At 66.2% G+C, this 22,481-nt stretch carries 19 protein-coding genes and 2 tRNA genes; 18 read left to right on the top strand and 3 right to left on the bottom strand.

All coding sequences use genetic code 11. The features are described 5' to 3' along the window. The 12 genes from MVF76_RS08595 to MVF76_RS08650 form a co-directional block, all read left to right on the top strand. Window positions 1–962: helicase-related protein (locus MVF76_RS08595; protein ID WP_297528400.1), on the top strand; the 962-nt coding region annotated here is incomplete at its 5' end. Continuing rightward, the gene (locus MVF76_RS08600; protein WP_297528401.1) at window positions 959–3,301 is read left to right on the top strand and encodes a fatty acid cis/trans isomerase; all 2,343 of its coding nucleotides are present in this window, start codon (window positions 959–961) and stop codon (window positions 3,299–3,301) included. The genes MVF76_RS08595 and MVF76_RS08600, both read left to right, overlap by 4 nt. Before the next feature lie 63 nt (window positions 3,302–3,364). Continuing rightward, window positions 3,365–3,441: transfer RNA gene (locus MVF76_RS08605), tRNA-Val, on the top strand. A gap of 165 nt (window positions 3,442–3,606) precedes the next feature. Next, window positions 3,607–5,535 carry a threonine--tRNA ligase gene (gene thrS / locus MVF76_RS08610; RefSeq protein ID WP_297528402.1) on the top strand — a complete coding sequence of 643 codons (1,929 nt, stop codon included), beginning with the start codon at window positions 3,607–3,609 and terminating at the stop codon, window positions 5,533–5,535. Window positions 5,536–5,592: 57 nt separating this feature from the next. After that, entirely contained in the window at window positions 5,593–6,072 is a 480-nt protein-coding gene (gene infC, locus MVF76_RS08615; protein WP_411293553.1) for a translation initiation factor IF-3, read from the top strand. A 57-nt stretch (window positions 6,073–6,129) separates the two neighbouring features. Continuing rightward, entirely contained in the window at window positions 6,130–6,327 is a 198-nt protein-coding gene (gene rpmI, locus MVF76_RS08620; RefSeq protein WP_297528403.1) for a 50S ribosomal protein L35, read from the top strand. 15 nt (window positions 6,328–6,342) lie between these two features. Next, entirely contained in the window at window positions 6,343–6,702 is a 360-nt protein-coding gene (gene rplT, locus MVF76_RS08625; RefSeq protein ID WP_297528404.1) for a 50S ribosomal protein L20, read from the top strand. Between the two features lie 94 nt (window positions 6,703–6,796). Further along, the gene (gene pheS, locus MVF76_RS08630) at window positions 6,797–7,816 is read left to right on the top strand and encodes a phenylalanine--tRNA ligase subunit alpha (protein ID WP_297528405.1); all 1,020 of its coding nucleotides are present in this window, start codon (window positions 6,797–6,799) and stop codon (window positions 7,814–7,816) included. A gap of 196 nt (window positions 7,817–8,012) precedes the next feature. Continuing rightward, on the top strand, window positions 8,013–10,391 hold the full coding sequence (pheT, locus tag MVF76_RS08635; protein WP_297528406.1) for a phenylalanine--tRNA ligase subunit beta: 2,379 nt from the start codon (window positions 8,013–8,015) through the stop codon (window positions 10,389–10,391). Window positions 10,392–10,394: 3 nt separating this feature from the next. Beyond that, the gene (ihfA, locus tag MVF76_RS08640; RefSeq protein WP_297528407.1) at window positions 10,395–10,697 is read left to right on the top strand and encodes an integration host factor subunit alpha; all 303 of its coding nucleotides are present in this window, start codon (window positions 10,395–10,397) and stop codon (window positions 10,695–10,697) included. Further along, a complete protein-coding gene (locus MVF76_RS08645; protein ID WP_297528408.1) occupies window positions 10,675–11,031 on the top strand; it encodes a MerR family transcriptional regulator in 357 nt (118 codons plus the stop codon). Before ihfA ends, MVF76_RS08645 begins: the two co-directional genes overlap by 23 nt. 54 nt (window positions 11,032–11,085) lie before the next feature. Next, window positions 11,086–11,162, top strand: a tRNA-Pro gene (locus MVF76_RS08650). Window positions 11,163–11,832: 670 nt separating this feature from the next. On the opposite strand, the gene MVF76_RS08655 is transcribed toward MVF76_RS08650, so the two are convergent. Next, entirely contained in the window at window positions 11,833–12,552 is a 720-nt protein-coding gene (locus MVF76_RS08655) for an MlaA family lipoprotein (protein WP_297528409.1), read from the bottom strand. Between the two features lie 213 nt (window positions 12,553–12,765). Next, on the bottom strand, window positions 12,766–14,205 hold the full coding sequence (locus tag MVF76_RS08660) for an aldehyde dehydrogenase family protein (RefSeq protein ID WP_297528410.1): 1,440 nt from the start codon (window positions 14,203–14,205) through the stop codon (window positions 12,766–12,768). A gap of 195 nt (window positions 14,206–14,400) precedes the next feature. On the opposite strand from MVF76_RS08660, the gene aroG reads away from it, so the two are divergent. The 4 genes from aroG (at window position 14,401) to MVF76_RS08680 (ending at window position 20,471) form a co-directional block, all read left to right on the top strand. Continuing rightward, complete coding sequence (gene aroG, locus MVF76_RS08665) at window positions 14,401–15,483, top strand: 3-deoxy-7-phosphoheptulonate synthase AroG (RefSeq protein ID WP_297528411.1); 1,083 nt, start codon at window positions 14,401–14,403, stop codon at window positions 15,481–15,483. Window positions 15,484–15,515: 32 nt separating this feature from the next. Then, window positions 15,516–16,662 (top strand): peptide chain release factor 2 gene (gene prfB / locus MVF76_RS08670; protein WP_297528412.1). Its coding sequence is split into 2 segments (ribosomal slippage): window positions 15,516–15,638 and window positions 15,640–16,662, totalling 1,146 coding nucleotides; the frame shifts between segments, so codons are not numbered across the junction. 131 nt (window positions 16,663–16,793) lie between these two features. Continuing rightward, window positions 16,794–18,299: a lysine--tRNA ligase gene (lysS, locus tag MVF76_RS08675; protein ID WP_297528413.1), complete on the top strand. Its 1,506-nt coding sequence runs from the start codon at window positions 16,794–16,796 to the stop codon at window positions 18,297–18,299. Between the two features lie 225 nt (window positions 18,300–18,524). After that, window positions 18,525–20,471 carry a putative bifunctional diguanylate cyclase/phosphodiesterase gene (locus MVF76_RS08680; RefSeq protein WP_297528414.1) on the top strand — a complete coding sequence of 649 codons (1,947 nt, stop codon included), beginning with the start codon at window positions 18,525–18,527 and terminating at the stop codon, window positions 20,469–20,471. Window positions 20,472–20,551: 80 nt separating this feature from the next. Here MVF76_RS08680 and ygfZ read toward each other — a convergent pair whose 3' ends face one another. Beyond that, on the bottom strand, window positions 20,552–21,607 hold the full coding sequence (gene ygfZ / locus MVF76_RS08685; RefSeq protein WP_297528415.1) for a CAF17-like 4Fe-4S cluster assembly/insertion protein YgfZ: 1,056 nt from the start codon (window positions 21,605–21,607) through the stop codon (window positions 20,552–20,554). A gap of 144 nt (window positions 21,608–21,751) precedes the next feature. Here ygfZ and sdhC point away from each other — a divergent pair, with 144 nt between their 5' ends. Together sdhC and sdhD are read left to right on the top strand one after the other, a co-directional pair. Further along, entirely contained in the window at window positions 21,752–22,132 is a 381-nt protein-coding gene (sdhC, locus tag MVF76_RS08690) for a succinate dehydrogenase, cytochrome b556 subunit (protein ID WP_297528416.1), read from the top strand. Further along, entirely contained in the window at window positions 22,129–22,467 is a 339-nt protein-coding gene (gene sdhD, locus MVF76_RS08695; protein WP_297528417.1) for a succinate dehydrogenase, hydrophobic membrane anchor protein, read from the top strand. Before sdhC ends, sdhD begins: the two co-directional genes overlap by 4 nt. The last annotated feature ends 14 nt before the right edge of the window (window positions 22,468–22,481 follow it).

Raw genomic sequence — 22,481 nt, forward strand, 5'->3', positions numbered from 1 at the left:
GCTCGCGCAAGGAAACCCTGGTCGAGTACGGTTTCCGCCTGCCCTCGGCCCTGGACAACCGCCCGCTGCGCTTCGACGAGTTCGAGCGGCTGGCGCCGCAGACCATCTTCGTCTCCGCCACGCCGGGGCCCTACGAGCAGGCGCACGCCGGGCAGGTGGTGGAGCAGGTGGTGCGGCCGACCGGGCTGGTGGACCCGGAAGTGGAGGTGCGGCCGGTGGCCACCCAGGTGGACGACGTGCTGTCGGAGATCCGTGCCCGGGTCGCGGCCGACGAGCGGGTGCTCATCACCACCCTCACCAAGCGCATGGCAGAGGACCTGACCGAGTATCTGGCCGAGCACGGGGTGCGGGTGCGCTATCTGCACTCGGACATCGACACCGTCGAGCGCGTGGAGATCATCCGCGACCTGCGCCTGGGCGAATTCGACGTGCTGGTTGGCATCAACCTGCTGCGCGAGGGGCTGGACATGCCCGAGGTCTCGCTGGTAGCCATCTTCGATGCCGACAAGGAAGGCTTCCTGCGTTCCGACCGCTCGCTGATACAGACCATCGGCCGCGCCGCGCGCAACGTCCACGGCAAGGCGATTCTCTATGCCGACGAGATCACCGGCTCCATGCAGCGCGCCATCGAGGAGACCGAGCGCCGGCGCGCGAAGCAGATCGCCCACAACGAGGCCCATGGCATCACCCCGCGCAGCATCTGCAAGGGCGTGGCGGACATCATGGAAGGCGCCACGCCCGCGGCGCCGGGCATGCCGCGGGCGGCGAAGCAGGTGGCCGAGCCCGCGGCAGAGTACGCGGCGCTCACCCCGGAGGCCGCCATGCGCCGCATCGCCGAGCTGGAAAAGGCCATGTACGCCCACGCCCGCAATCTCGAGTTCGAGGAGGCGGCCCGCCTGCGCGACGAGATCGAGCACATCCGTGCCCGGGGGCTGGGACTGCCGGACAAGGAAGTCGGTTGAAACGGCGCGCGGGAAATTGGCTCGCGGTCCTGCTGTCGGCCCTGGCCGTGGCTGCGGCTGCCGCGCCGGAGGGCCGGGATGCCGGCCACTTCGACACCCGCGTCCGCCCCATCCTCGACCGTCGCTGTGTGGTCTGCCACGGCTGCTACGATGCCCCCTGCCAGCTCAAGCTGTCCTCGCCCGAGGGCCTGCGACGCGGAGCCAGCCGGCAGCCCGTGTACGACGGCACCCGCCTGCGCCCGGCGCAGCCGACCCGGCTGTTCATCGATGCCGACTCGATCGCCGGCTGGCGCGCGCTCGGCTTCCATCCGGTGTTGCCGGAGGGGGAAGCGACGCCCGAGGCCGGCCCGGAGGCTTCATTGCTGCGGCAGATGCTGGCGCTCAAGGAACGGCACCCGCAGCCGCGGTCGGGGCGGCTGCCGGCCGATTACACCCTGGGGTTGGACCGGGAGCAGGTGTGCACCGACCGCGCCGGCTTCGAGGAATTCGCCCGCGAGCACCCGCGCTGGGGCATGCCCTATGCCATGCCCAATCTGTCCAGTGCCGAGTACCGGGCGCTGGTGCGCTGGATTGCGCAGGGCGCGCCGCTGCCGCCCGACGAGCCGCCGTCGCCGGCCGCCCTGCCGCAGATCGCGCGCTGGGAGGCCTTCTTCAACGGGTCCGGCAACAAGCAGCGGCTGGTCAGCCGCTATCTCTACGAACACCTGTTTCACGCCCACCTGCATTTCGAGGGCACGCCGGCGCGGGAGTTCTTCCGCTTGGTGCGCTCGACCACGCCACCGGGCGAGCCGATCCGCGAAATCGCCACCGTGCTGCCCTACGACGATCCGGGCCGGCCCGATTTCCACTACCGCCTGCGCCGGGTGCAGGGCAGCATCGTGCAGAAGAACCACCTTGTCTACAGCTTGTCGGACGCGCGGCTGGCGCGCTTCCGCGCGCTCTTCATCGAGCCGGACTATGTCGTCGACCGGCTGCCCTCGTATCGCCCGGAGCTGGCGGCCAACCCCTTCAGGACCTTCGCTGCCATCCCCGCCAATGCCCGTTACCGCTTTCTGCTCGACGACGCCCATTTCTTCATCGAGGGATTCGTGAAGGGGCCGGTGTGTCGCGGGCAGGTTGCGCTGAGCGTGATCGAGGACCGCTTCTGGGTCATGTTCTTCGATCCGGATGCGCAGTTCTTCGCCGACGAGGGCGCCTTTCTGGCCTCTGTCGCAGACGAACTGCAGTTGCCCACCGCCGACGGCCCGGGCCTGGGCCTGCTGCGCATCTGGACCGACTACCGTGAGCGGGAGCGCCGCTACATGGCCGCCCGCCAGGCCCGGTTCCTGCGCCTGCCGGAAAGGGATCTGGACCAGGCGCTGGGCCTGGTCTGGAATGGCGACGGCCGCAATCCCTCCGCGGCGTTGACCGTGTTCCGCCACTTCGACAGCGCCTCGGTGGCCTGGGGACTGGTCGGCGAGGCGCCGGAAACGGCCTGGTTCCTCGACTATCCGCTGTTCGAGCGCATCCACTACCTGCTGGTGGCCGGGTTCAACGTCTTCGGCAATCTCAGCCACCAGCTCAACACCCGGGTGTACATGGACTTCCTGCGCATGGAGGGAGAAGACAATTTCCTCGCCTTCCTGCCCGCTGCCACGCGACGGCAGGTGCGCGCGCGGTGGTACCGGGGCCTGCGGGGCGAACTGCAGCGTTTCTTCCGCGAGCCCCAGGCCTGGCTGTCGGTGGATGTGGTCACCGGCTACCGCAGCGACGACCCGCTGCAGGAGCTTTACCGGCGCATGCGGGCGCTGGTCGCGCCGGTGGCCGAGCGCCAGGCCGGCCGCAACCGTTGCGATGCCCCGCCCTGCGGGACGCGCGGCATTCCGCCGGCGCTGCGGGCCCGTGCCGATCGGGCCATGGCCGGCATCACGCGCAACCGGGGTGCCCGCCTGCACGCCTTCCCGGAGGTCGCGCATGTCAGGGTACGCAGCGCACAGGGCGACATGGCCTACTCGATCCTGCGCAACAAGGCCTACCGCAACGTGTCTTCCTTTCTCGCCGACAAGGGCGAGCGGGAACGCGCCGACATCGAGCACGACACCGTGACGGTGGTCGACTGGCTGGAGGGCAACTACCCCAACTTTTTCTTCGAGGTCGACATCGACGACATCGAGGCCTTCGCCCGCCAGTGTGCCGCTATCCGCGACCCGGCGGACTACGAGCGCTTTGTGCTCCGCTATGGCGTGCGCCGCACTCACCCGGGCTTCTGGGCCGTGGCGGACTGGTTCCAGGGCCAGCGTAGCCGGCAGCATCCGCTCACCGGCGGCATCCTGGATCTGAACCGCTACGACAACCTGTGAGCCCGGGGGCGGCCGTGATTGACAAGCCGGGGGCGCCACCTATAATGCCCGGTTTACGACTTCAGGCGCGTAGCTCAGCTGGTTAGAGCACCACCTTGACATGGTGGGGGTCGTTGGTTCGAGTCCAATCGCGCCTACCAAATTCAGGCAGATGCAGGAGGCAAGTAGCAAGATACAAGTCGGTGCACAGCTGCTTGGTATCCTGTCTCTTGCATCTTGTATCTCGCCGCCGCGCTCCTCCCGGACCGGCGGCCGGGAAATCCCAACCAAGTGACCCCTCGTATCGGTCACCACTGGAGCCTTTCATGCCGACCATCACGCTGCCCGACGGTTCCCGCCGCAGCTACGATCACCCCGTCACCCTTCAGGACATCGCCGCCGACATCGGCCCCGGCCTCGCCAGAGCGGCGCTGGCCGGCAAGGTCGACGGCCGCATGGTGGATCTGAGTCACACCATCGACACCGACGCCGAAGTGGCGCTCGTCACCGCCCGCGACGACGAGGCGCTGCAACTGCTGCGCCACGATGCCGCCCATGTCATGGCGCAGGCGGTGCAGGAGCTCTATCCCGGCACCCAGGTCACCATCGGCCCGGTGATCGAGGACGGCTTCTACTACGATTTCGCCCGCGAGGAGCCCTTCACACCCGAGGATCTGGAGAAGATCGAGGCGCGCATGCACGAGATCGTCAAGCGCGACCTGCCCATCCGCCGCGAGGTCTGGGACCGCGACGAGGCCATCCGTGTCTTCGACGAACTGGGCGAGAAGTACAAGGTGGAGATCATCCGCGACCTGCCCGAGGGCGAGGAGATCTCCGTCTATCGCCAGGGCGACTGGTTCGACCTCTGCCGCGGCCCGCACCTGCCGTCCACCGGCAGGCTGGGCAAGGCCTTCAAGCTGATGAAGCTGGCCGGTGCCTACTGGCGTGGCGACTCGCGCAACCCGATGCTGCAGCGCATCTACGGCACGGCCTGGCGCGACAAAAAGGAACTGAAGGCCTACCTGCACCGGCTGGAGGAAGCGGAGAAGCGCGACCACCGCAAGCTGGGCAAGGCGCTGGACCTCTTCCATACCCAGGAAGAGGCTCCGGGCATGGTGTTCTGGCACGACCGCGGCTGGCAGATCTATCTCACCATCGAGCAGTACGTGCGCGACAAGCTGCGCCAGCACGGCTACCAGGAGGTGCACACCCCGGAGGTCATCGACCGGGTGCTGTGGGAGAAGTCCGGGCACTGGGACAAGTTCCAGGACATGATGTTCACCACCCACTCGGAGAACCGCGACTACGCGGTCAAGCCGATGAACTGCCCGGCGCACATCCAGATCTTCAATCACGGCCTCAAGTCCTACCGGGACCTGCCGCTGCGGCTGGCGGAGTTCGGCTCCTGCCACCGCAACGAGCCTTCCGGGACCCTGCACGGCCTGATGCGGGTGCGCAACTTCGTCCAGGACGATGCCCACATATTCTGCATGGAATCCCAGATCCTCGACGAGGTCTCGGCCTTCATCGACCTGCTGTTCGAGGTCTACCGGGATTTCGGCTTCGACGAGGTGCTGATCAAGCTCTCCACCCGCCCCGAGCAGCGGGTCGGCGACGATGCCCTCTGGGACCGCGCCGAGCAGGCGCTGGAGGACGCCCTCAACCACAAGGGCCTGGAATGGGAACTGCAGCCGGGGGAGGGCGCCTTCTACGGGCCCAAGATCGAGTTCTCGCTGCGCGACTGCCTGGGCCGGGTCTGGCAACTGGGCACCATTCAGCTTGATTTCTCCATGCCGGGGCGACTGGGCGCCCACTACATCGCCGAGGACGGCAGCAAGCAGGTGCCGGTGATGCTGCACCGGGCCATCTTGGGCTCGCTGGAGCGCTTCATCGGCATCCTGATCGAGCACTACGAGGGCAGGTTCCCGCTCTGGCTGGCCCCGGTGCAGGCCGTGGTGCTCAATATCACCGATCGCCAGGCCGAGGCCGTCCGGGCGGTGGAACAATCCTTGAAAAATCAGGGTATCCGGGCCATTTCGGACTTGAGAAACGAGAAAATCGGCTTTAAAATCCGCGAGCACACATTGCAACGGGTTCCCTACCTCCTGATCGTGGGAGACCGGGAAGCCGAAGCCGGAACCGTGGCCGTGCGCACGCGCAGCGGGGAGGACCTGGGTACCATGACACTGGATGCCCTGGTCGAACGACTCTCCTCGGAGATCGCGAGCCGCGGCCGCGCTGCTTTGGAGGAATAGGGCATCGCTAAGCCAAAGGAACAGTACCGCGTCAATGATCGGATCCTGGCGCCCGAAGTGCGGGTGATCGACCAGGACGGAGAACAGGTCGGCGTGGTGCCGATTGAAAAGGCGCTCGCCCTGGCCGAGGAAGCGGACCTCGATCTGGTCGAGATCTCTCCCAACGCGGAACCTCCGGTCTGCCGGATCATGGACTATGGCAAGTTCAAGTTCGAGCAGTCCAAGCGGCAGCAGTCGGCGCGCAAGAAGCAGAAACAGGTCCAGGTCAAGGAAGTGAAATTCCGGCCTGGCACGGACGTAGGGGATTATCGGGTCAAACTCCGCAACCTGATACGTTTCCTGCAGGACGGGGACCGGGTGAAAGTCACCCTGCGGTTCCGCGGCCGCGAGATGGCCCACCAGGAACTGGGACGCGAGCTGCTCGAACGGGTCAAGCAGGACCTGGAAGAGTACGGCGTCGTGGAACAGTTTCCGAAGATGGAAGGCCGTCAGATGGTCATGGTCATGTCCCCGAAGAAGACCGTCGCCGCGCAGTAACGCGGTCTCGGACATTGAACCGGTCGCCGCGGCGGCCGCCAATACGGAGTTGCAGAAATGCCGAAGATGAAGTCCAACCGGGGCGCCGCCAAGCGCTTCAAGCGGACGGCGAAGGGCGGGTTCAAACGCATCCAGTCCCACCGTCGTCATATCCTGACCAAGAAGAGTTCCAAGCGGAAGCGCCAGCTCGGCACGCCCGCGCGGATCGCGGAAGCGGATGTGGCCATGGTGCGCCGCATGCTTCCCTACAGCTGAGCGGGGTGATCCGACATGGCACGCGTAAAACGTGGTGTGGTCGCCCGCGAGCGCCACAAGAAGGTTCTGAAGAAGGCCAAGGGCTACTATGGCGCACGCCGCAAGGTGTTCCGGGTTGCCAAGCAGGCCGTCATCAAGGCCGGGCAGTATGCCTATCGTGACCGCCGGCAGCGCAAGCGGCAGTTCCGCGCCCTGTGGATCGCCCGCATCAATGCGGCGGCCCGCGAGAACGGACTGTCCTACAGCCGCCTGATCAACGGTCTCAAGAAGGCCGAGGTGGAAATCGACCGCAAGGTGCTGGCGGACCTGGCCGTGCACGACAAGGCCGCCTTCGCCGCCGTTGCCGAGCAGGCCAAGGCCGCTCTGGGTGGTTGAGCGCGCGCGTCAGCCAGGCTGATGCCGCGTCCATGACCCGGAAAAGGGAAGGCCTTCGCGCCTTCCCTTTTTCTTTTTCGCCAAGGATACGCCCGTGCAGGAACAACTCGACAAACTGACGGCGGAGGCCCTGGCCGCGATCGAGGCCGCCGCGGACCTGCGTGCGCTGGATGACATCCGGGTACGCTATCTGGGCAAGAAGGGGGAACTGACCGCCCAGCTCAAGCAGCTGGGCAAGCTGCCCCCCCAGCAGCGCCGCGAGGCCGGCCAGGTCATCAACGCAGCCAAGAGCCGCGTGCAGGCGGCGCTGGATGCCCGCCGCGAGGCGCTGGAGCGGGCCGAGCTGGAGGCGCGACTGGCCGCCGAGACCATCGACGTGACCCTGCCCGGTCGCGGCCAGGACATCGGCGGCCTGCATCCGGTGACGCGCACCCTGGAGCGCATCCGCGAACTGTTCGAGGGCATCGGCTTCGAGGTCGCCGAGGGGCCGGAAATCGAGGACGATTTCCATAATTTCGAGGCCCTCAACATTCCCGCCCATCATCCGGCGCGGGCCATGCACGACACCTTCTACTTCGATGCCCACACCGTGCTGCGCACCCATACCTCGCCGGTCCAGATCCGGGTGATGGAGAACCAGGCGCCGCCGCTGCGCATCATCGCGCCCGGGCGCGTCTATCGCTGCGACTCGGACCTGACCCACACCCCGATGTTTCACCAGGTCGAGGGCCTGATGGTGGACGAATCGGTCAGCTTCGCCGACCTCAAGGGCATCCTCGCGGATTTTCTGCGACGTTTCTTCGAACAGGATCTGGCCGTGCGCTTCCGGCCGTCCTATTTCCCCTTCACCGAGCCCTCGGCGGAAGTGGACATGGGCTGTGTCATCTGCGGCGGCGAGGGCTGCCGGGTCTGCAGCCACACCGGCTGGCTGGAAGTCCTCGGCTGCGGCATGGTGCATCCGAAGGTGTTCGAGCACGTCGGCATCGACAACGAGCGCTATACCGGTTTCGCCTTCGGCATGGGCGTCGAGCGCCTGGCCATGCTGCGCTACGGTGTCAACGATCTCAGGCTGTTCTTCGAGAACGACCTGCGGTTTCTGGCACAGTTCCGTTGAGAGGAATGGATGGCCACGGAATCCACTGAATGAATCCACCGAATGCGTTTCGGGTGCAGGATGGACAATCCATGACAGCCACAGCCGGTGTGCCCCCGAGTCAGGGTGTCCGGTCGAGCACCTGCCTGACAGCGAGTTTGCCGTGGGTGCAGTGGATCCCGTGGCCATCCATCGATATCAATAAAAGATCCGGATCATGAAATTCAGCGAACAATGGCTCCGCGAGTGGGTAAACCCGCCGATCGACACCCGGGAACTGGCCGAGCGCCTGACCATGGCGGGGCTGGAGGTGGACAGCGTCGAGCCGGCGGCACCGGACTTCGAACAGGTGGTGGTGGCAGAGGTGCTGGAGGTATCGCCGCACCCGGACGCCGACAAGCTCCGGGTCTGCCGCGTCGATGACGGCAGCGGCGAGCCGCTGCAGATCGTGTGCGGGGCGCCGAACGTGCGCGCCGGCATGAAGGCGCCGCTGGCGCGGGTCGGGGGCGTCATGCCCGGCGGCATGAAGATCCGGCGCGCGAAACTGCGCGGGGTGGAATCCTTCGGCATGCTCTGCTCGGCACGTGAGCTGGGCCTGTCCGAGGACCATGCCGGGCTGATGGACCTGCCTGCGGATGCCCCGGTCGGCCAGGACATCCGCGATTACCTGCAGCTCGACGATGCCCTGATCGACGTCGACCTCACGCCCAACCGCGCCGACTGCCTCGGCATTCTCGGCATCGCCCGCGAGGTCGGCGCCCTGACCCGGTCGCCGGTCACCGTGCCGCGGATGGACGAGGTGCCCGCAGCCATCGCCGATGTCTTTGCCGTGGAAGTCAAGGAACCGGCCGCCTGTCCGCGCTATCTCGGCCGTGTGATCCGCGGGGTGAATCCCGAGGCGCCGACGCCGCTGTGGATGCAGGAACGCCTGCGCCGCAGCGGCCTCCGTTCGCTGGGCCCGCTGGTCGATGTCACCAACTATGTGCTGCTGGAACTGGGCCAGCCCATGCATGCCTTCGACCTCGCCCGGCTGGAAGGCGCCATCCACGTCCGCAATGCGCTGCCGGGCGAACGGCTGGTACTCCTCGACGAACGCGAGGTGACACTGGATACGGATACCCTGGTGATCGCCGATGCCCGCCAGGCGCTGGCCATCGCCGGCGTCATGGGGGGCGAGGCCTCGGGCTGCAGCGACCGCACCCGCGACGTCTTTCTGGAATGCGCCTTCTTCACCCCCGAGCGGCTGGCCGGTGTCGCCCGCCGCTACGGGCTGCAGACCGATGCCTCCTACCGCTTCGAGCGCGGCGTTGATCCCTGGCTGCAGCGGCAGGCAATGGAACGCGCCACCCGGCTGCTGCTCGACATCGCCGGGGGCGAGGCCGGCCCGGTGGAGGCGGTCACCCGCGCGGACTTCCTGCCCGAGCGGGCGGCCATTCACCTGCGCGCGCCCCGTATCGGGCGGCTTCTGGGCCTGGACATGCCCCGCGACGAGGTCGAGGACATCCTCGGCCGTCTTGGCTGCAGCCTGGAGCCCCTGGCCGACGGCTGGCGGGTGACGCCGCCCGGTTTCCGCTTCGACATGGCCATCGAGGCCGATCTGATCGAGGAGCTGGGCCGCGTCCATGGCTACGACCGGCTGCCGGAGCGCACGCCGACCGGGGTGCTTGGCCTGAAGTCAGCCAGCGAGACCCGGCTGCCACGGGAGCGCCTCCGGGCCACGCTGGTGGACCGGGGCTACCGGGAGGCAATCACCTACAGCTTCATCGATCCCGAGCTGGCTGCCGCCTTCGACCCCGACCACACCCCGGTCGCACTCGCTAACCCCATTTCCTCGGAGATGGCGGTGATGCGCAGCAGCCTCTGGCCGGGCCTGGCCGGCGTGCTGCGGCACAACCTCAACCGCCAGCAGGAACGGGTTCGCATCTTTGAGTCCGGTCTCAACTTTATTTCTCAAGATAATGAAATAAAACAGATTGGATACCTCGGCGTCATGGCCTGCGGCAGTCGCTGTCCGGAACAGTGGGGGGTGCCGTCGGAGCCGATCGACTTCCACGATGTCAAGGGCGATGTCGAGGCCCTGCTGGCCCTGACCGGGCGCGCCGCAGACTTCGAATTCCGTCCCGATCGCCATCCGGCGCTGCATCCGGGGCGCTGCGCGCGTATCCTCGAAGACGGGCGGCCGGTCGGCTGGATCGGGAGCCTGCACCCGGCGCTCGCCGGTCGTCTCGACCTGCCGGCGAACACCCAGCTGGCCGAGATCGAACTGGCGGCTCTGGAATCGGCGCGGCCGGCGCGATTCGCGCCCATTTCCCGCTTTCCGGCGCTGCGTCGGGACCTGGCCGTGGTGGTCGACGCGACCGTTCCCTGGGGCGAAATCCGCCGCGTGGTGAGTGAGGCCGGGGGCGAAACACTCAAGGAAACCCGCCTGTTTGACGTATACATGGGGCAGGGGGTAGAAAAGGGACGTAAAAGCATAGCGTTAGGCTTGATTCTTCAAGATTCCTCACGCACACTTACTGACCAGGACATCGAGAGTGTCGTTTCCCGCGTGACCGCGGCACTCAGGGAGCAACTCGGGGCTAGTCTGAGAGAGTGACACATGGCGCTGACCAAAGCCGATCTGGCGGAAAAACTGTTCGAAGAACTGGGTTTGAACAAACGGGAAGCGAAGGAACTCGTCGAGATGTTTTTCGAAGAGATCCGGGTCGCCCTGGAAACCGGGCATCAGGTCAAACTGTCGGGATTCGGCAACTTCGACCTCAGGGACAAGAACGAGCGGCCGGGGCGGAACCCCAAGACGGGTGAGGAAATCCCCATCAGCGCCCGCCGCGTGGTGACCTTTCGTCCCGGTCAGAAGCTGAAATCCCGAGTAGAGGCCTATGCTGGAAGCGAGCAACAATAACGATCTTCCGCCGATCCCCGGCAAGCGCTACTTCACCATTGGCGAAGTCAGCGAACTGTGCGGCGTCAAGCCGCATGTGCTGCGCTACTGGGAGCAGGAGTTCCCGCAGCTCAAGCCCGTCAAGCGCCGCGGCAACCGCCGTTACTACCAGCGCCACGACGTGATCATGATCCGCCAGATCCGCAGCTTGCTCTACGAGCAGGGCTTCACCATCGGCGGTGCGCGCCAGCGCCTGTCCGGCCAGGAGGCCCGCGAAGATATTTCCCACAGCCAGCAGGTAGTGCGCCAGATGCGCATGGAGCTGGAAGAACTGCTGCAGATCCTGCGGCGCTGATTTCCTTGTTTCGGACGATCGGGTATGATGTGCGTCCCCTGCAGGCAGGGGTCACGGGGCGTAGCGCAGTCTGGTAGCGCACCGCAATGGGGTTGCGGTGGTCGGAGGTTCGAATCCTCTCGCCCCGACCAATAATGAGAAAGCCGCCGCTGGCGGCTTTTTTGATGGGATGGCTCGGGATTCCCGGCCCCTCGGCACAGCCTCGGGGCGTTCGCCCGGCGCGAAGCAGTGCTTCGCGCAAACCGCCGGGCTCACCCTCTCGCCCCGACCAATAATGAGAAAGCCGCCGCTGGCGGCTTTTTTGATGGGACGGCTCGGGAATCCACGACCAGGTCATCAACGCAGAGTTCGCAAAGGCGCAGAGGGCGCCGAGAACCTTGCATGATGGCGGCGGCTGGCACCGCGTAGCTCGGATGGAGGCCGAAGGCCGCAATCCGGGGCACTGCCAATGGGAAGCCCCGGATTTCGCTGCGCTTCATCCGGGTTTCACGGCGGGACTTTGGCTAAACCACCCAACTGGGAAACAGGTTTGCACAGGTCACGCTTTGCCTTGCCCGTCCCCGGCCGGGATCAAGCGAAGCACCTGTCATCCCCCCAATACCTTTGCGTCCTCGGCGCCTCTGTGAACTCTGCGTTCCCTGACCAGGACACAATGGCGGAGTTGGTAGGATGGGCAAAGGCCCGAAGGGCCGTGCCCATCATGACGGTCACGGGATGCTGATGGGCACGTCGCTACGCTCCTTTGCCCATCCTGCAAATTCTGCGTTCACACACTGCGGTACGGATCACCCATTCATCGTCTCAGTCGAACTTCGGCGGCGGGGGGTTGCCGTCGTGGATGCGGTTCCAGCGCAGCTGCCGGTAGGCCTCGCGGGTGAAAAGATAGCTGTCCAGCGCGGCCGTGTCGCGCACCTTGCTGGCGGTCAAAAGCTGGGCGCGGTCGTCCACGGCGCGCAGCCCGATCAGGGCATTGCGCTCGCGTACCTCGTCGTGTCGTGCCACCGGATCGAGTGCATAGTCCCCGAACAGGCCGATGCCGTCACGTATGTTGCTGGGACCGAGGAAGGGCAGCACCAGATACCAGCCCTCGCCGATACCCCAGCGGCCGAAGGTCTGGCCAAAGTCCTCCTGGTGCCGCGGCAGGTCCATGTGCGAGGCGACGTCGAACAGGCCGCCGATGCCGAAGGTGGTGTTGAAGGTGAAACGCAGCCCGTCCTGGGCGCCCTGGCGCAGCTTGCCCTGGAGCAGGTCGTTGACCAGGGTCAGCGGCTCTCCAAGGTTGGCAAAGAAGTTGTTCACACTGCGACGGACAGGTGCCGGGATGGTGCGTTCGTAGCCGGTGGCCAGGGGTTTCAGGAGCCAGCGGTCGACCTTGTCGTTGAATCGATCGATGACCCGGTTGACCGGTTCCAGCGGGTCGCTGGTCTCTTCCTCCGGCGGTACCACCGCGCAGGCGGAGAGGCCGAGAACGAGAAAGGCGGCCAGCAGACGGCGGCCGGTGCGCGCAAGACGGATTTCCATGTGAGGGCTCCTGCTTCCTGTTTCCTGGACGGGCAATGCGGTCCGATGCTCAGAGTTCAGAATTTGTAGCATGGGCAAAGGCCCGAAGGGCCGTGCCCATCATGACGGTCACGGGATGCTGATGGGCACGTCGCTGCGCGCCTTTGCCCATCCTACCCAGTCCGCCACCATCAGACAGAACGTAATATTTCCGACAAAATGTGTGCTCCGCTCTCAGAGTTCGGGTGACCGCACCACCAGCAGCTTTTCGATCTGCATGTCCTCGAAGGTGTAGGGGATGCCGCCGACGCCGAGGCCGGACTGGCGCAGGCCGGCGAAGGGCATCCAGTCCACGCGGAAGGCGGTGTGATCGTTGACCATCACGGCCGAGGCGTCCAGCCGGCGGTAGGCGCGCAGCGCGCGATGGATGTCGCGGGTGAACACGGCGGCCTGGAATGCGAAGGGCAGGGCATTGGCCTGCTCGATGGCGGCGGCCATGTCGCGGCAACTGTAGACACAGATCACCGGTCCGAAGATCTCCTCGCGCGACACGCGGGCATCCGTGGGCGGATCGAGCAGCACCGTGGGAGCGTAGGTGGTCTCCGACAGGGCCTTGCCTCCGCACAGCAGTTTCGCGCCGCCGGCCACTGCCTCCTGAACCCATTCGTCCACCCGCCGTACCTCGCGCGGCCGGATCAATGGGCCGACCTCGGTATCCTCCAGCCTGGGGTCACCCACGCGCATGTCCTCGCCCAGCGCCGCCAGGCCACGCGCCACGTCGCGGGCAACCGATGCATCGCAGAACACCCGTTGCACCGACACGCAGACCTGTCCGGCATGGTAGAAGCCGCCCTTGGCCAGCAGCGGCAGGGCATCGTCGAGATCGGCATCGGCCTCGATCAGCACCGGCGCCGCGCCACCGTGTTCCAGCGCACAGCGCGCCCCTGGCGCAAGCTTGGAGCGCAGCATCCAGCCCACCCGGGCACTGCCGATGAAGCTGAAAAAACCCACCCGCGCGTCGGTGACCAGGGCCTCGGCCACGGCCAGGTCCTTGACCACCAGCGCCTGGCACCAGGCCTCCGGCAGGCCGGCCTCCCGCAGCAGGCCGACGAAGCGCAGACAGGACAGGGGCGTGTCCTCGGCCGGCTTGACCACCACCGGGCAGCCGGCGGCGATGGCCGGCCCGACCTGATGGACGATGAGATTCAGGGGATGGTTGAAGGCGCTGACCGCCACCACCACGCCGATCGGCTCGCGGTGGGTCATGGCCAGGCGGTGGGCCGAGGCGGCGTTGATGCCCATGGGGATCTCGCGGCCGGCATTCTCGCGGATGCACTCCACGCAGTTGCGCACCCCGTCGATGGCCCGCGCCACTTCCACCCGGGAATCGATCAGCGGCTTGCCGCCCTCGCGGGCCGCCGCCAGCGCCAGTGTCTCCGCCCGGGCCTTCATCAGCTCGGCGACCCGCTCCAGGATGGCGATGCGCTCCGGTGCCGGCAGCCAGGCATCCCGGTTGCGAAACAGCGCATGGGCCTGGGCCATGGCCCGCTCGACCGTCTCGGGCCCGGCGGCATCGACGGTGGCGATCAGGCTGCGGTCGAAGGGGGCGTGGACTTCCAGTGTCTCCCCGGTCGCCGTGGCACCGGGGACCATCAGGGGGAAGTGCTCCGTCATTGCGGGTTCCTTTGCGCTGCGCGTCTGCCGTCACAGGATAGTACAGGACTTCGGGACCCGGCCCGAGCCTGACAGCCCGCGGCCTTTCTGGGATAATGCCGCCTTTCGCGGCCGTGCCCCGCCGGGGCCGGTCCTACCGAAGGATTTCGGTCCCTTGCGACCCGAACTTGAGCCGCCCGCGCGGCAGCGACAGCGATGAGCACACGGCAACCGACAGACGACCTGCGCATACTCGAGATCAAGGAGGTCTCGCCGCCGGCGCAGGTGCACGAGGAATTCCCGATCACCGAGCAGGCCGCGGAGACGGTATCGCGCACCCGCTGCGACATTCACCGCATCCTGGCCGGCGATGACGACCGGCTGCTCGCCGTGGTGGGGCCCTGCTCCATCCACGACCCCGAGGCCGCGCTGGCCTATGCCGACCGGCTCGCTGCCATCCGCGAGCGGCTGGCCGGGGACCTGCTGGTGGTCATGCGCGTGTATTTCGAGAAGCCGCGCACCACGGTGGGCTGGAAGGGCCTGATCAACGACCCGGATCTGGACGGCAGCTTCCACATCAACAAGGGCCTGCGCATCGCGCGCCGACTGCTGCGCGACCTGAACGAGCGCGGTGTTCCGGCGGCCACCGAGTTCCTCGATCTCATCAGCCCGCAGTACGTGGCCGACCTGGTGAGCTGGGGTGCCATCGGCGCACGCACCACCGAAAGCCAGGTTCATCGCGAGCTGGCCTCCGGGCTGTCCTGTCCCGTCGGCTTCAAGAATGCCACTGACGGCACCCTGCGGGTGGCGGTCGATGCCATCCGTTCCGCCTCCCAGCCGCATCACTTCCTGTCGCTGACCAAGCAGGGCCACTCGGCCATCTTCTCCACCAGCGGCAACGAGGACTGCCACGTCATCCTGCGGGGCGGGCGTGAACCCAACTATGCTGCCGCCAGCGTGGACGCGGCGGCGAAGGAGCTGGAGAAGGCAGGCCTGCCGCCGCGGATCATGATCGACTTCAGCCACGCCAACAGTCGCAAGCAGCCGGAGCGTCAGCTGCTGGTGGGCGAGGACGTGGGGCACCAGATCGCCGGTGGCGATCGCCGCATCATCGGCATCATGGCCGAGAGCCATCTGCTGCCCGGTCGCCAGGACGTGGTTCCCGGCCAGCCGCTGACCTTCGGCCAGAGCATCACCGACGCCTGCATCGGCTGGGACGACACCGTCACCCTGCTCGAGGGCCTAGCCGAGTCGGTGCGCAGGCGCCGCGGCCAGGGTTCCAGCGCCGCTGCTTCCTGAGCCGGCGCTTTCGCGGTGTCCGACTGGCGGCCATGGTGTATCATGGCGCGCTTCGATTGAACCGATCAAGCTGGAGTTTCCCGGTGGAAATCAATCCACTCATCAACCGCATCAAGGATCTGCAAGGGCGCGCCGAGTCCCTGAGGGGGTATCTTTGACTTCGAGGGCAAGCAGGAACGCCTTCAGGAAGTCACCCGCGAGCTCGAGCAGCCCGATGTCTGGAACGACCCCGAACGCGCCCAGGAACTGGGCCGCGAACGTGCCCGCCTGGAAGAGGTGGTGCACGGCCTCACCCGCATCCGCGACGGCCTGAACGAGGCCGAGGAACTGATCGAACTCGCCGCCGCCGAGGGCGACGAGGCAACCGTCGCCTCGGTCGAGGCCGACCTCGACGCGATCGAGAAGGAAGTCTCCAACCTCGAGTTCCGGCGCATGTTCTCGGGGGAGATGGATGCCAATAACGCCTTCGTCGACATCCAGGCCGGTTCCGGCGGCACCGAGGCCCAGGACTGGGCCGAGATGCTGCTGCGCATGTACCTGCGCTGGGGCGAGCGCAAGGGCTTCAGGACCGAGCTGATCGAGGTCTCGCCCGGCGAGGTCGCCGGCATCAAGAGCGCGACCATCCGCTTCGAGGGCCCCTATGCCTATGGCTGGCTGCGCACCGAGACCGGCGTCCACCGGCTGGTGCGCAAGTCGCCGTTCGATTCCGGCAACCGCCGTCACACCTCCTTCGCCTCGGTCTTCGTGTCGCCGGAGATCGACGACAGCATCGAGGTCGAGATCAATCCCGCCGATCTGCGCATCGATGTCTACCGTGCCTCGGGCGCCGGCGGCCAGCACGTGAACCGCACCGAATCCGCGGTGCGCATCACCCATCTGCCCACGGGCATCGTGGTCCAGTGCCAGAACGACCGTTCCCAGCACAAGAACAAGGACCAGGCCATGAAGCAGCTCAAGGCCAAGCTCTACGAGCTGGAGCTGCAGAAGCGCAACGCCGAGGCCCAGGCGCTGGAGGAAACCAAGTCCGACATCGGCTGGGGCAGCCAGATCCGCTCCTATGTGCTCGACCAGTCGCGCATCAAGGATCTGCGCACGGGCGTGGAGACCGGCAACACCCAGGCGGTACTGGACGGCGACCTCGACCCCTTCATCGAGGCCAGCCTCAAGGCGGGGTTGTGAGGCGTGAGGCGCTCAGCCGGTAGGATGGGCAAAGGCCCGAAGGGCCGTGCCCATCAATCCCTGCGGCAGGAACCCGCCCCAAACCGTCCGCCTACCGGCGGCACCAACGACAAGCGAAGAGAATTCTCGGCATGAGTGAAGACAGAACCCGAACCGCCCAGGACGAACACCGGCTGATCAGCGAGCGCCGCCGCAAGCTGGCGGCGCTGCGCGAACAGGGCATCGCCTTTCCCAACGACTTCCGCCGCGACGTCATGGCCGGCGAGCTGCATGCCGAGTACGACGACAAGGACGAGGCCTGGTTCGAGCAGAATCCCATCCGGGTCAAGGTCGCCGGACGCATGATGGCCAAGCGCATCATGGGCAAGGCCAGCTTTACCCATATCCAGGACATGTCCGGTCGCATCCAGCTGTTCGTCCAGCGCGACAGCCTGCCGGAGGGCGTCTACAAGGCCTTCAAGACCTGGGACGTGGGCGACATCGTTGGCGCCGAGGGCTACCTGTTCAAGACCCGAACGGGTGAACTGAGTGTGCGCGTGGAGCAACTGCGCCTGCTGGTCAAGTCGCTGCGCCCGCTGCCCGAGAAGTTCCATGGCCTGACCGATCAGGAGGCCCGTTACCGGCAGCGCTATCTCGATCTGATCATGAACGAGGTCTCGCGCGAGGTGTTCCGCACCCGTACCCGCGTGGTGCGCTACCTCCGCAACTTCCTCGACGACCGTGATTTCCTGGAGGTCGAGACGCCGATGATGCAGGCCATCCCCGGCGGCGCCACGGCGCGGCCCTTCATCACCTATCACAATGCGCTGGACATGCAACTGTTCCTGCGCATCGCGCCCGAGCTCTATCTCAAGCGTCTGGTCGTCGGCGGCTTCGAACGCGTCTACGAAATCAACCGCAACTTTCGCAACGAGGGGCTGTCCACCCGGCACAACCCCGAGTTCACCATGCTCGAGTTCTATCAGGCCTATGCGGACTACCGCGACCTGATGGATCTCACCGAGGAGATGCTCCGCGGCCTGACGCAGGAAATCCTCGGCAGTACCACGATCGAGTACCAGGGCGAGCGCTACGACTTCGGCAAGCCCTTTGCCCGCATGACCGTGCGCGAGTCCATCCTCCACTTCAATCCCGACCTGCAGCCGGCAGACGTCGACGAGCTGGAGCGTGCGCGCGCCGTGGCCGAGCGCCTCGAGATCGCGCTCAAGCCCAACTGGGGCCTGGGCAAGGTGCAGATCGAGATCTTCGAAAAGACGGTCGAACACCGGCTCAAGGACCCGACCTTCATCACCGCCTATCCCACCGAGGTGTCACCGCTGGCAAGACGCAATGACGATGATCCCTTCGTCACCGACCGCTTCGAGTTCTTCGTCGGCGGGCGCGAGATCGCCAATGGCTTTTCCGAGCTCAACGACTACGAGGACCAGGCCGAGCGTTTCCGCCAACAGGTCGCGGAGAAGGAGGCAGGCGACGAGGAGGCCATGCATTTCGACGCGGACTACATTCGCGCCCTCGAACACGGGATGCCGCCGACGGCAGGCGAGGGCATCGGCATCGACCGGCTGGTGATGCTGCTGACCGATTCGCCGTCGATCCGTGACGTGCTGCTGTTCCCGCATTTGCGGCCGGAGGCGTGAGCCGGCACAGATCCAGAGCGCCTGCCTTGCCGAGCAGGGTCGCCGTTTGTTCAATTAATTGAGTTTGAAGGACTTTTTTCCGAAGGGGATCCACCGCAGCCTGGGTTTTCGCCTGGGTGGCGAAGCCCCGGATTTTCTTCTACGCTGTCAGCAGGCTGCCATAGTTAAACCCTTTGCGCCGCCAGCCGCCAACATGAAGAAGAACAGGCTGGCAAAGGTAGGGGAATGCCGACCACCGACCCGGAGCATCTGGCCGCACTCGAGCGTGCCCTCGCGGAGCGCGAGCGCGAGATCGAGCTGCTCAAGGAAACGGCCTTCGCCGTGGGCAGCGAGCTGCACCTGCAGCCTGTGCTCGATCTGATCGCCCAGCGTGCCCGCCAGCTCATCAACGCCGAAACCGTGCTCATCCCCATTCTGGACCGTGCCTGCCAGCAGTACACCTACCGCGCAGGTGCCGGCGCCAATGTGGCAGAGATCGTCGGTGAATCCTTGCCACTGGATTTCGGCGTTTGTGGCTGGGTATGGCGTCATCAGAAGCCCTGGTGGCGCGGTACGCTTGCGTCCCTGTCGCCCGAGGAGCGCAATCGCTGGGAAAAGGAAGCGGGGACCCTGATCATGGTGCCGCTGGTGGGGCGCCATCACTTCCTGGGGGGACTCGCCGGCATGAACAAACAGGGCGGGGGCGACTTCTCCCGGCGTGACCTGGACCTGCTGACACTGTTCGCCAGCCAGGCTGCCATCGCCATCGAGAATGCCATGGCCTACCAGGACCTGGAAGAGGCGCGCAAGGCCGCCGAGGACTTCCAGGAGGAACTCTTCCAGACCAACAAGCGCCTGGTGGCGGTGAACCAGGAACTCGAATATCTCTCCCTGTATGACACCCTCACCGGGCTGCCCAACCGATCCCTGTTTCGCGACCGTGTCCGTCAGCAACTGCTCAACACGCAGCGTGATACCGGTCATTTTGCGGTCGTTCTGCTGGACCTCGACCGCTTCAAGGCCATCAACGAGACCCTGGGACACGAGGTCGGCGACCAGTTGCTCAAGCAGGTCAGCACCCGCCTGGCCGGCGAGCTGCGCACCACCGATACCGTCGCCCGGCTGGGCGGCGACGAGTTCGCGGTGCTGTTGCCGCAGGCGGACGAGGCGGCGGCGCGCGTCGTTGCCGAGCAATTGCTGCGGGCGCTGGATCCGCCCTTCACGGTCGATCACCAGCAGCTCGCCGTGGGCGCCAGCGCAGGCATCGCCATCTACCCCCAACATGGCGACGACCTCTCCCAGTTGCTGCGTCACGCCGATACGGCCATGTACATGGCCAAGCAGGAACATGCCGGCGTGGCAGTCTATGATCCGTCGCAGGACGATCTCAGTGTTCGCCAGTTGTCTCTGATGGCTGATCTCAAGTCGGCGCTCGCAGGGAACCAGTTCCAGCTCCATTTCCAGCCGAAGGTCGACCTGTGCCGTGAGCGGGTGGTGGGCGTGGAGGCGCTGGCGCGGTGGCAGCATCCCGAGCAGGGCATGGTCCCGCCCGACCGCTTCATCGGCGCACTGGAGGAAACGGGTCTGATGCACGCCTTCAGTCACTGGGCGCTGGACACGGCCCTTGCCCAGTTGGCCAGCTGGCGCGATCGTGGCTGGGAACTGAGCATGGCGGTCAACCTGTCGGTCAAGAACCTGCTCGAGGCAGACTTCGCACAGCGGCTGGAGATGCTGCTGGAGAAATGGCAGATCCGTGGCGGGCTGGTGCTGGAAATCACGGAAGACCTGTTCCTCAGCGACTACGACCATCTCAACAGCGTGCTTACCCGCATCTGCGACCTGGGCGTGACCCTGTCGATCGACGATTTCGGGACCGGCCATTCCTCGCTCAGTCGGCTCAAGAAACTGCCCGTCGGAGAACTCAAGATCGACCGCTCCTTTGTCATGGACATGGTCAACGACAGCGATGATGCCACCATCGTCCGGTCCACGGTCGAGCTTGCCCACAACCTGGGGCTGGTAGTGGTCGCGGAGGGCGTCGAGGATGAAGAAGCGCTTTCCCGGTTGCGCACCCTGGGCTGCGACATGGCGCAGGGCTATCACATCAGTCGGCCGCTTTCTGCCGGTGATCTGGATCAGTTTCTCGCCGAATCGCCCTGGCCGGTGGTCGGCCTCACCCGCGCCTTTGCCTGAAGCAGCACCCGCTGCGCAGCATCCCCAACGGCCGCGCCGTCAACGCGGAGGCGCGGAGCGCACCGGGATACCCGGGGCGGCTATTCTCCTGCCGTCGCTTCAGCCACCGGGTAGGGCAGGTCCAGAAACTCCAGCACGGGTCCGTCCGCCGAGCCGAGGTGCAGATCACCCTTGTCCGCGGCGGCGATACGGATCACTGCCAGCGCCACCTGTCCGCCATCCGGATGCGGCCGCGCCTCGACGATCTGGCCGGCGCTCTGTTCCGGGTCATCGGCGCTGAAGATGTCGGTGCCGGGCGCGGCGGGGGGCTCGTCGGCGATGCGCACCAGGTACATGCGACGCTTGAGCTTGCCCAGATACTGCATGCGCGCCACCACCTCCTGACCGGGGTAGCAGCCCTTCCTGAAGCTGACGCCGCCCAGCAGCTCCAGGTTCGCCATCTGCGGCACAAAGGCCTCGACCGTTTCCGCATGGATCACCGGGATGCCCGACATCACCTCGAGCAGGCCCCAGGCCGGCTCGCCGACGGGCGCGCAACGCACGTTCAGGCCCTGCCAGAGGCGCTGGGCGCAGTCCAGCGGGCCGTAGATCTCGAACCGCGGGTGAATGCCCGCGACCCGGATCACGGTACAGTCGTCACTGCGCAGGACGTCGTCCACCGATTTCGGCACCTCGCCGAGCAGATTTTCCAGCTCCGCCCCGGCGTCCGGTCCCGAGGCACCCAGGTGAACGAAGGTGTCGGTCACGATTTCCAGCGTGACATCGGAGCGCAGCACGAACATGCGCAGCCTTTGTACCACCGACTCCACCAGTTCCTCCGGCAACGAAAGGTAGAACTCGTCGCCACGGCGGAACAGCCGGAAGATGGCCAGCATGCGCCCCTTGGGCGAGCAGTAGCTGGTCAACTGGCTGCGACTCTCGCTGACCTCTCGAACATCGTTGCTGAGCTGATTCTGCAGAAACTCGGCCGCGTCCTTGCCGTGCACTGCCACCAGCGCCCGGTGGGAGAGGTCGGCAAACACATTGCCGGTCAGCGCCATGCTCAACTCGCGCCTGGCCGAGCCGTAGCTGACCACCCGATCGCCGTCGAACTCGGCACCGTTTTCCTGCAGAAATGTGCGCCATTCGGCCTTCATCGTGCACTCCCGGTGAACTGTTCAGGGGCCGTCAGTCTAGCCAAAAGCGGCCGCGCTTTCAGCCGTGCCGTTCGCGGGGACATGGCCCCTTGGCAAAGCCCGGGTCGAGGTGTATAAACCGGTGAGGCAAAGAAAAAACGGAACATGCCGACCACCACCCAAAGACCGCGGTTTCTGAACCTGCTGCAGATCCGGATGCCCATCGGCGCCGTGACCTCGATCGCGCACCGCGTCTCCGGCGTGCTCTTGTTCCTGGCCATTCCCCTGGGCGCCTTCCTGTTCGAGCTGTCGCTGAAAAGCGAGGCCGGATTCGAGCGGGCCGCGACCCTGTTGCAGAGTCCGCCGCTGCGGCTGTTCGGCCTGCTGCTGGCCTGGGCCCTGATGCACCACCTGCTCGCCGGCCTTCGCTTCCTGATGCTCGATCTCGGGGTGGGGCTGGACAGGCCACAGGCCCGGCGTTCGGCCTGGCTTGCGACGCTGCTGGCACCGATCGCCGCCCTGGCGCTGTTGTGGAGGTTCTGGTGAGCCGCCGGGCGCATGGTCTGCGCGCCTGGCTGCTGCAACGCTTCACGGCCGTTTACCTGGCCGGATTCATCCTGTTCGTGCTGGCGCGTGCCTGGCAGGCACCCATGGCCACTCATGGTGAATGGAAGGCCTGGGTCGCCGATCCGCTGGTCAATCTCTCCATCGGCCTGTTCGTGCTTGCGCTGCTGCTGCACGCCTGGGTGGGCATCCGCGACGTGATCATGGACTATGTGCGCCATACCGGGCTGCGCGTCAGCCTGCTGGCCCTGGTGGCCCTGACCCTCGCCGGCAGCGGACTGTGGCTGCTGCGGGTACTGTTCGTGCTGGCCTACTGAAGGGACTGCCTTCG

Source organism: Thiohalobacter sp. (assembly GCF_027000115.1).
Classification (GTDB): Bacteria; Pseudomonadota; Gammaproteobacteria; order Thiohalobacterales; family Thiohalobacteraceae; genus JALTON01.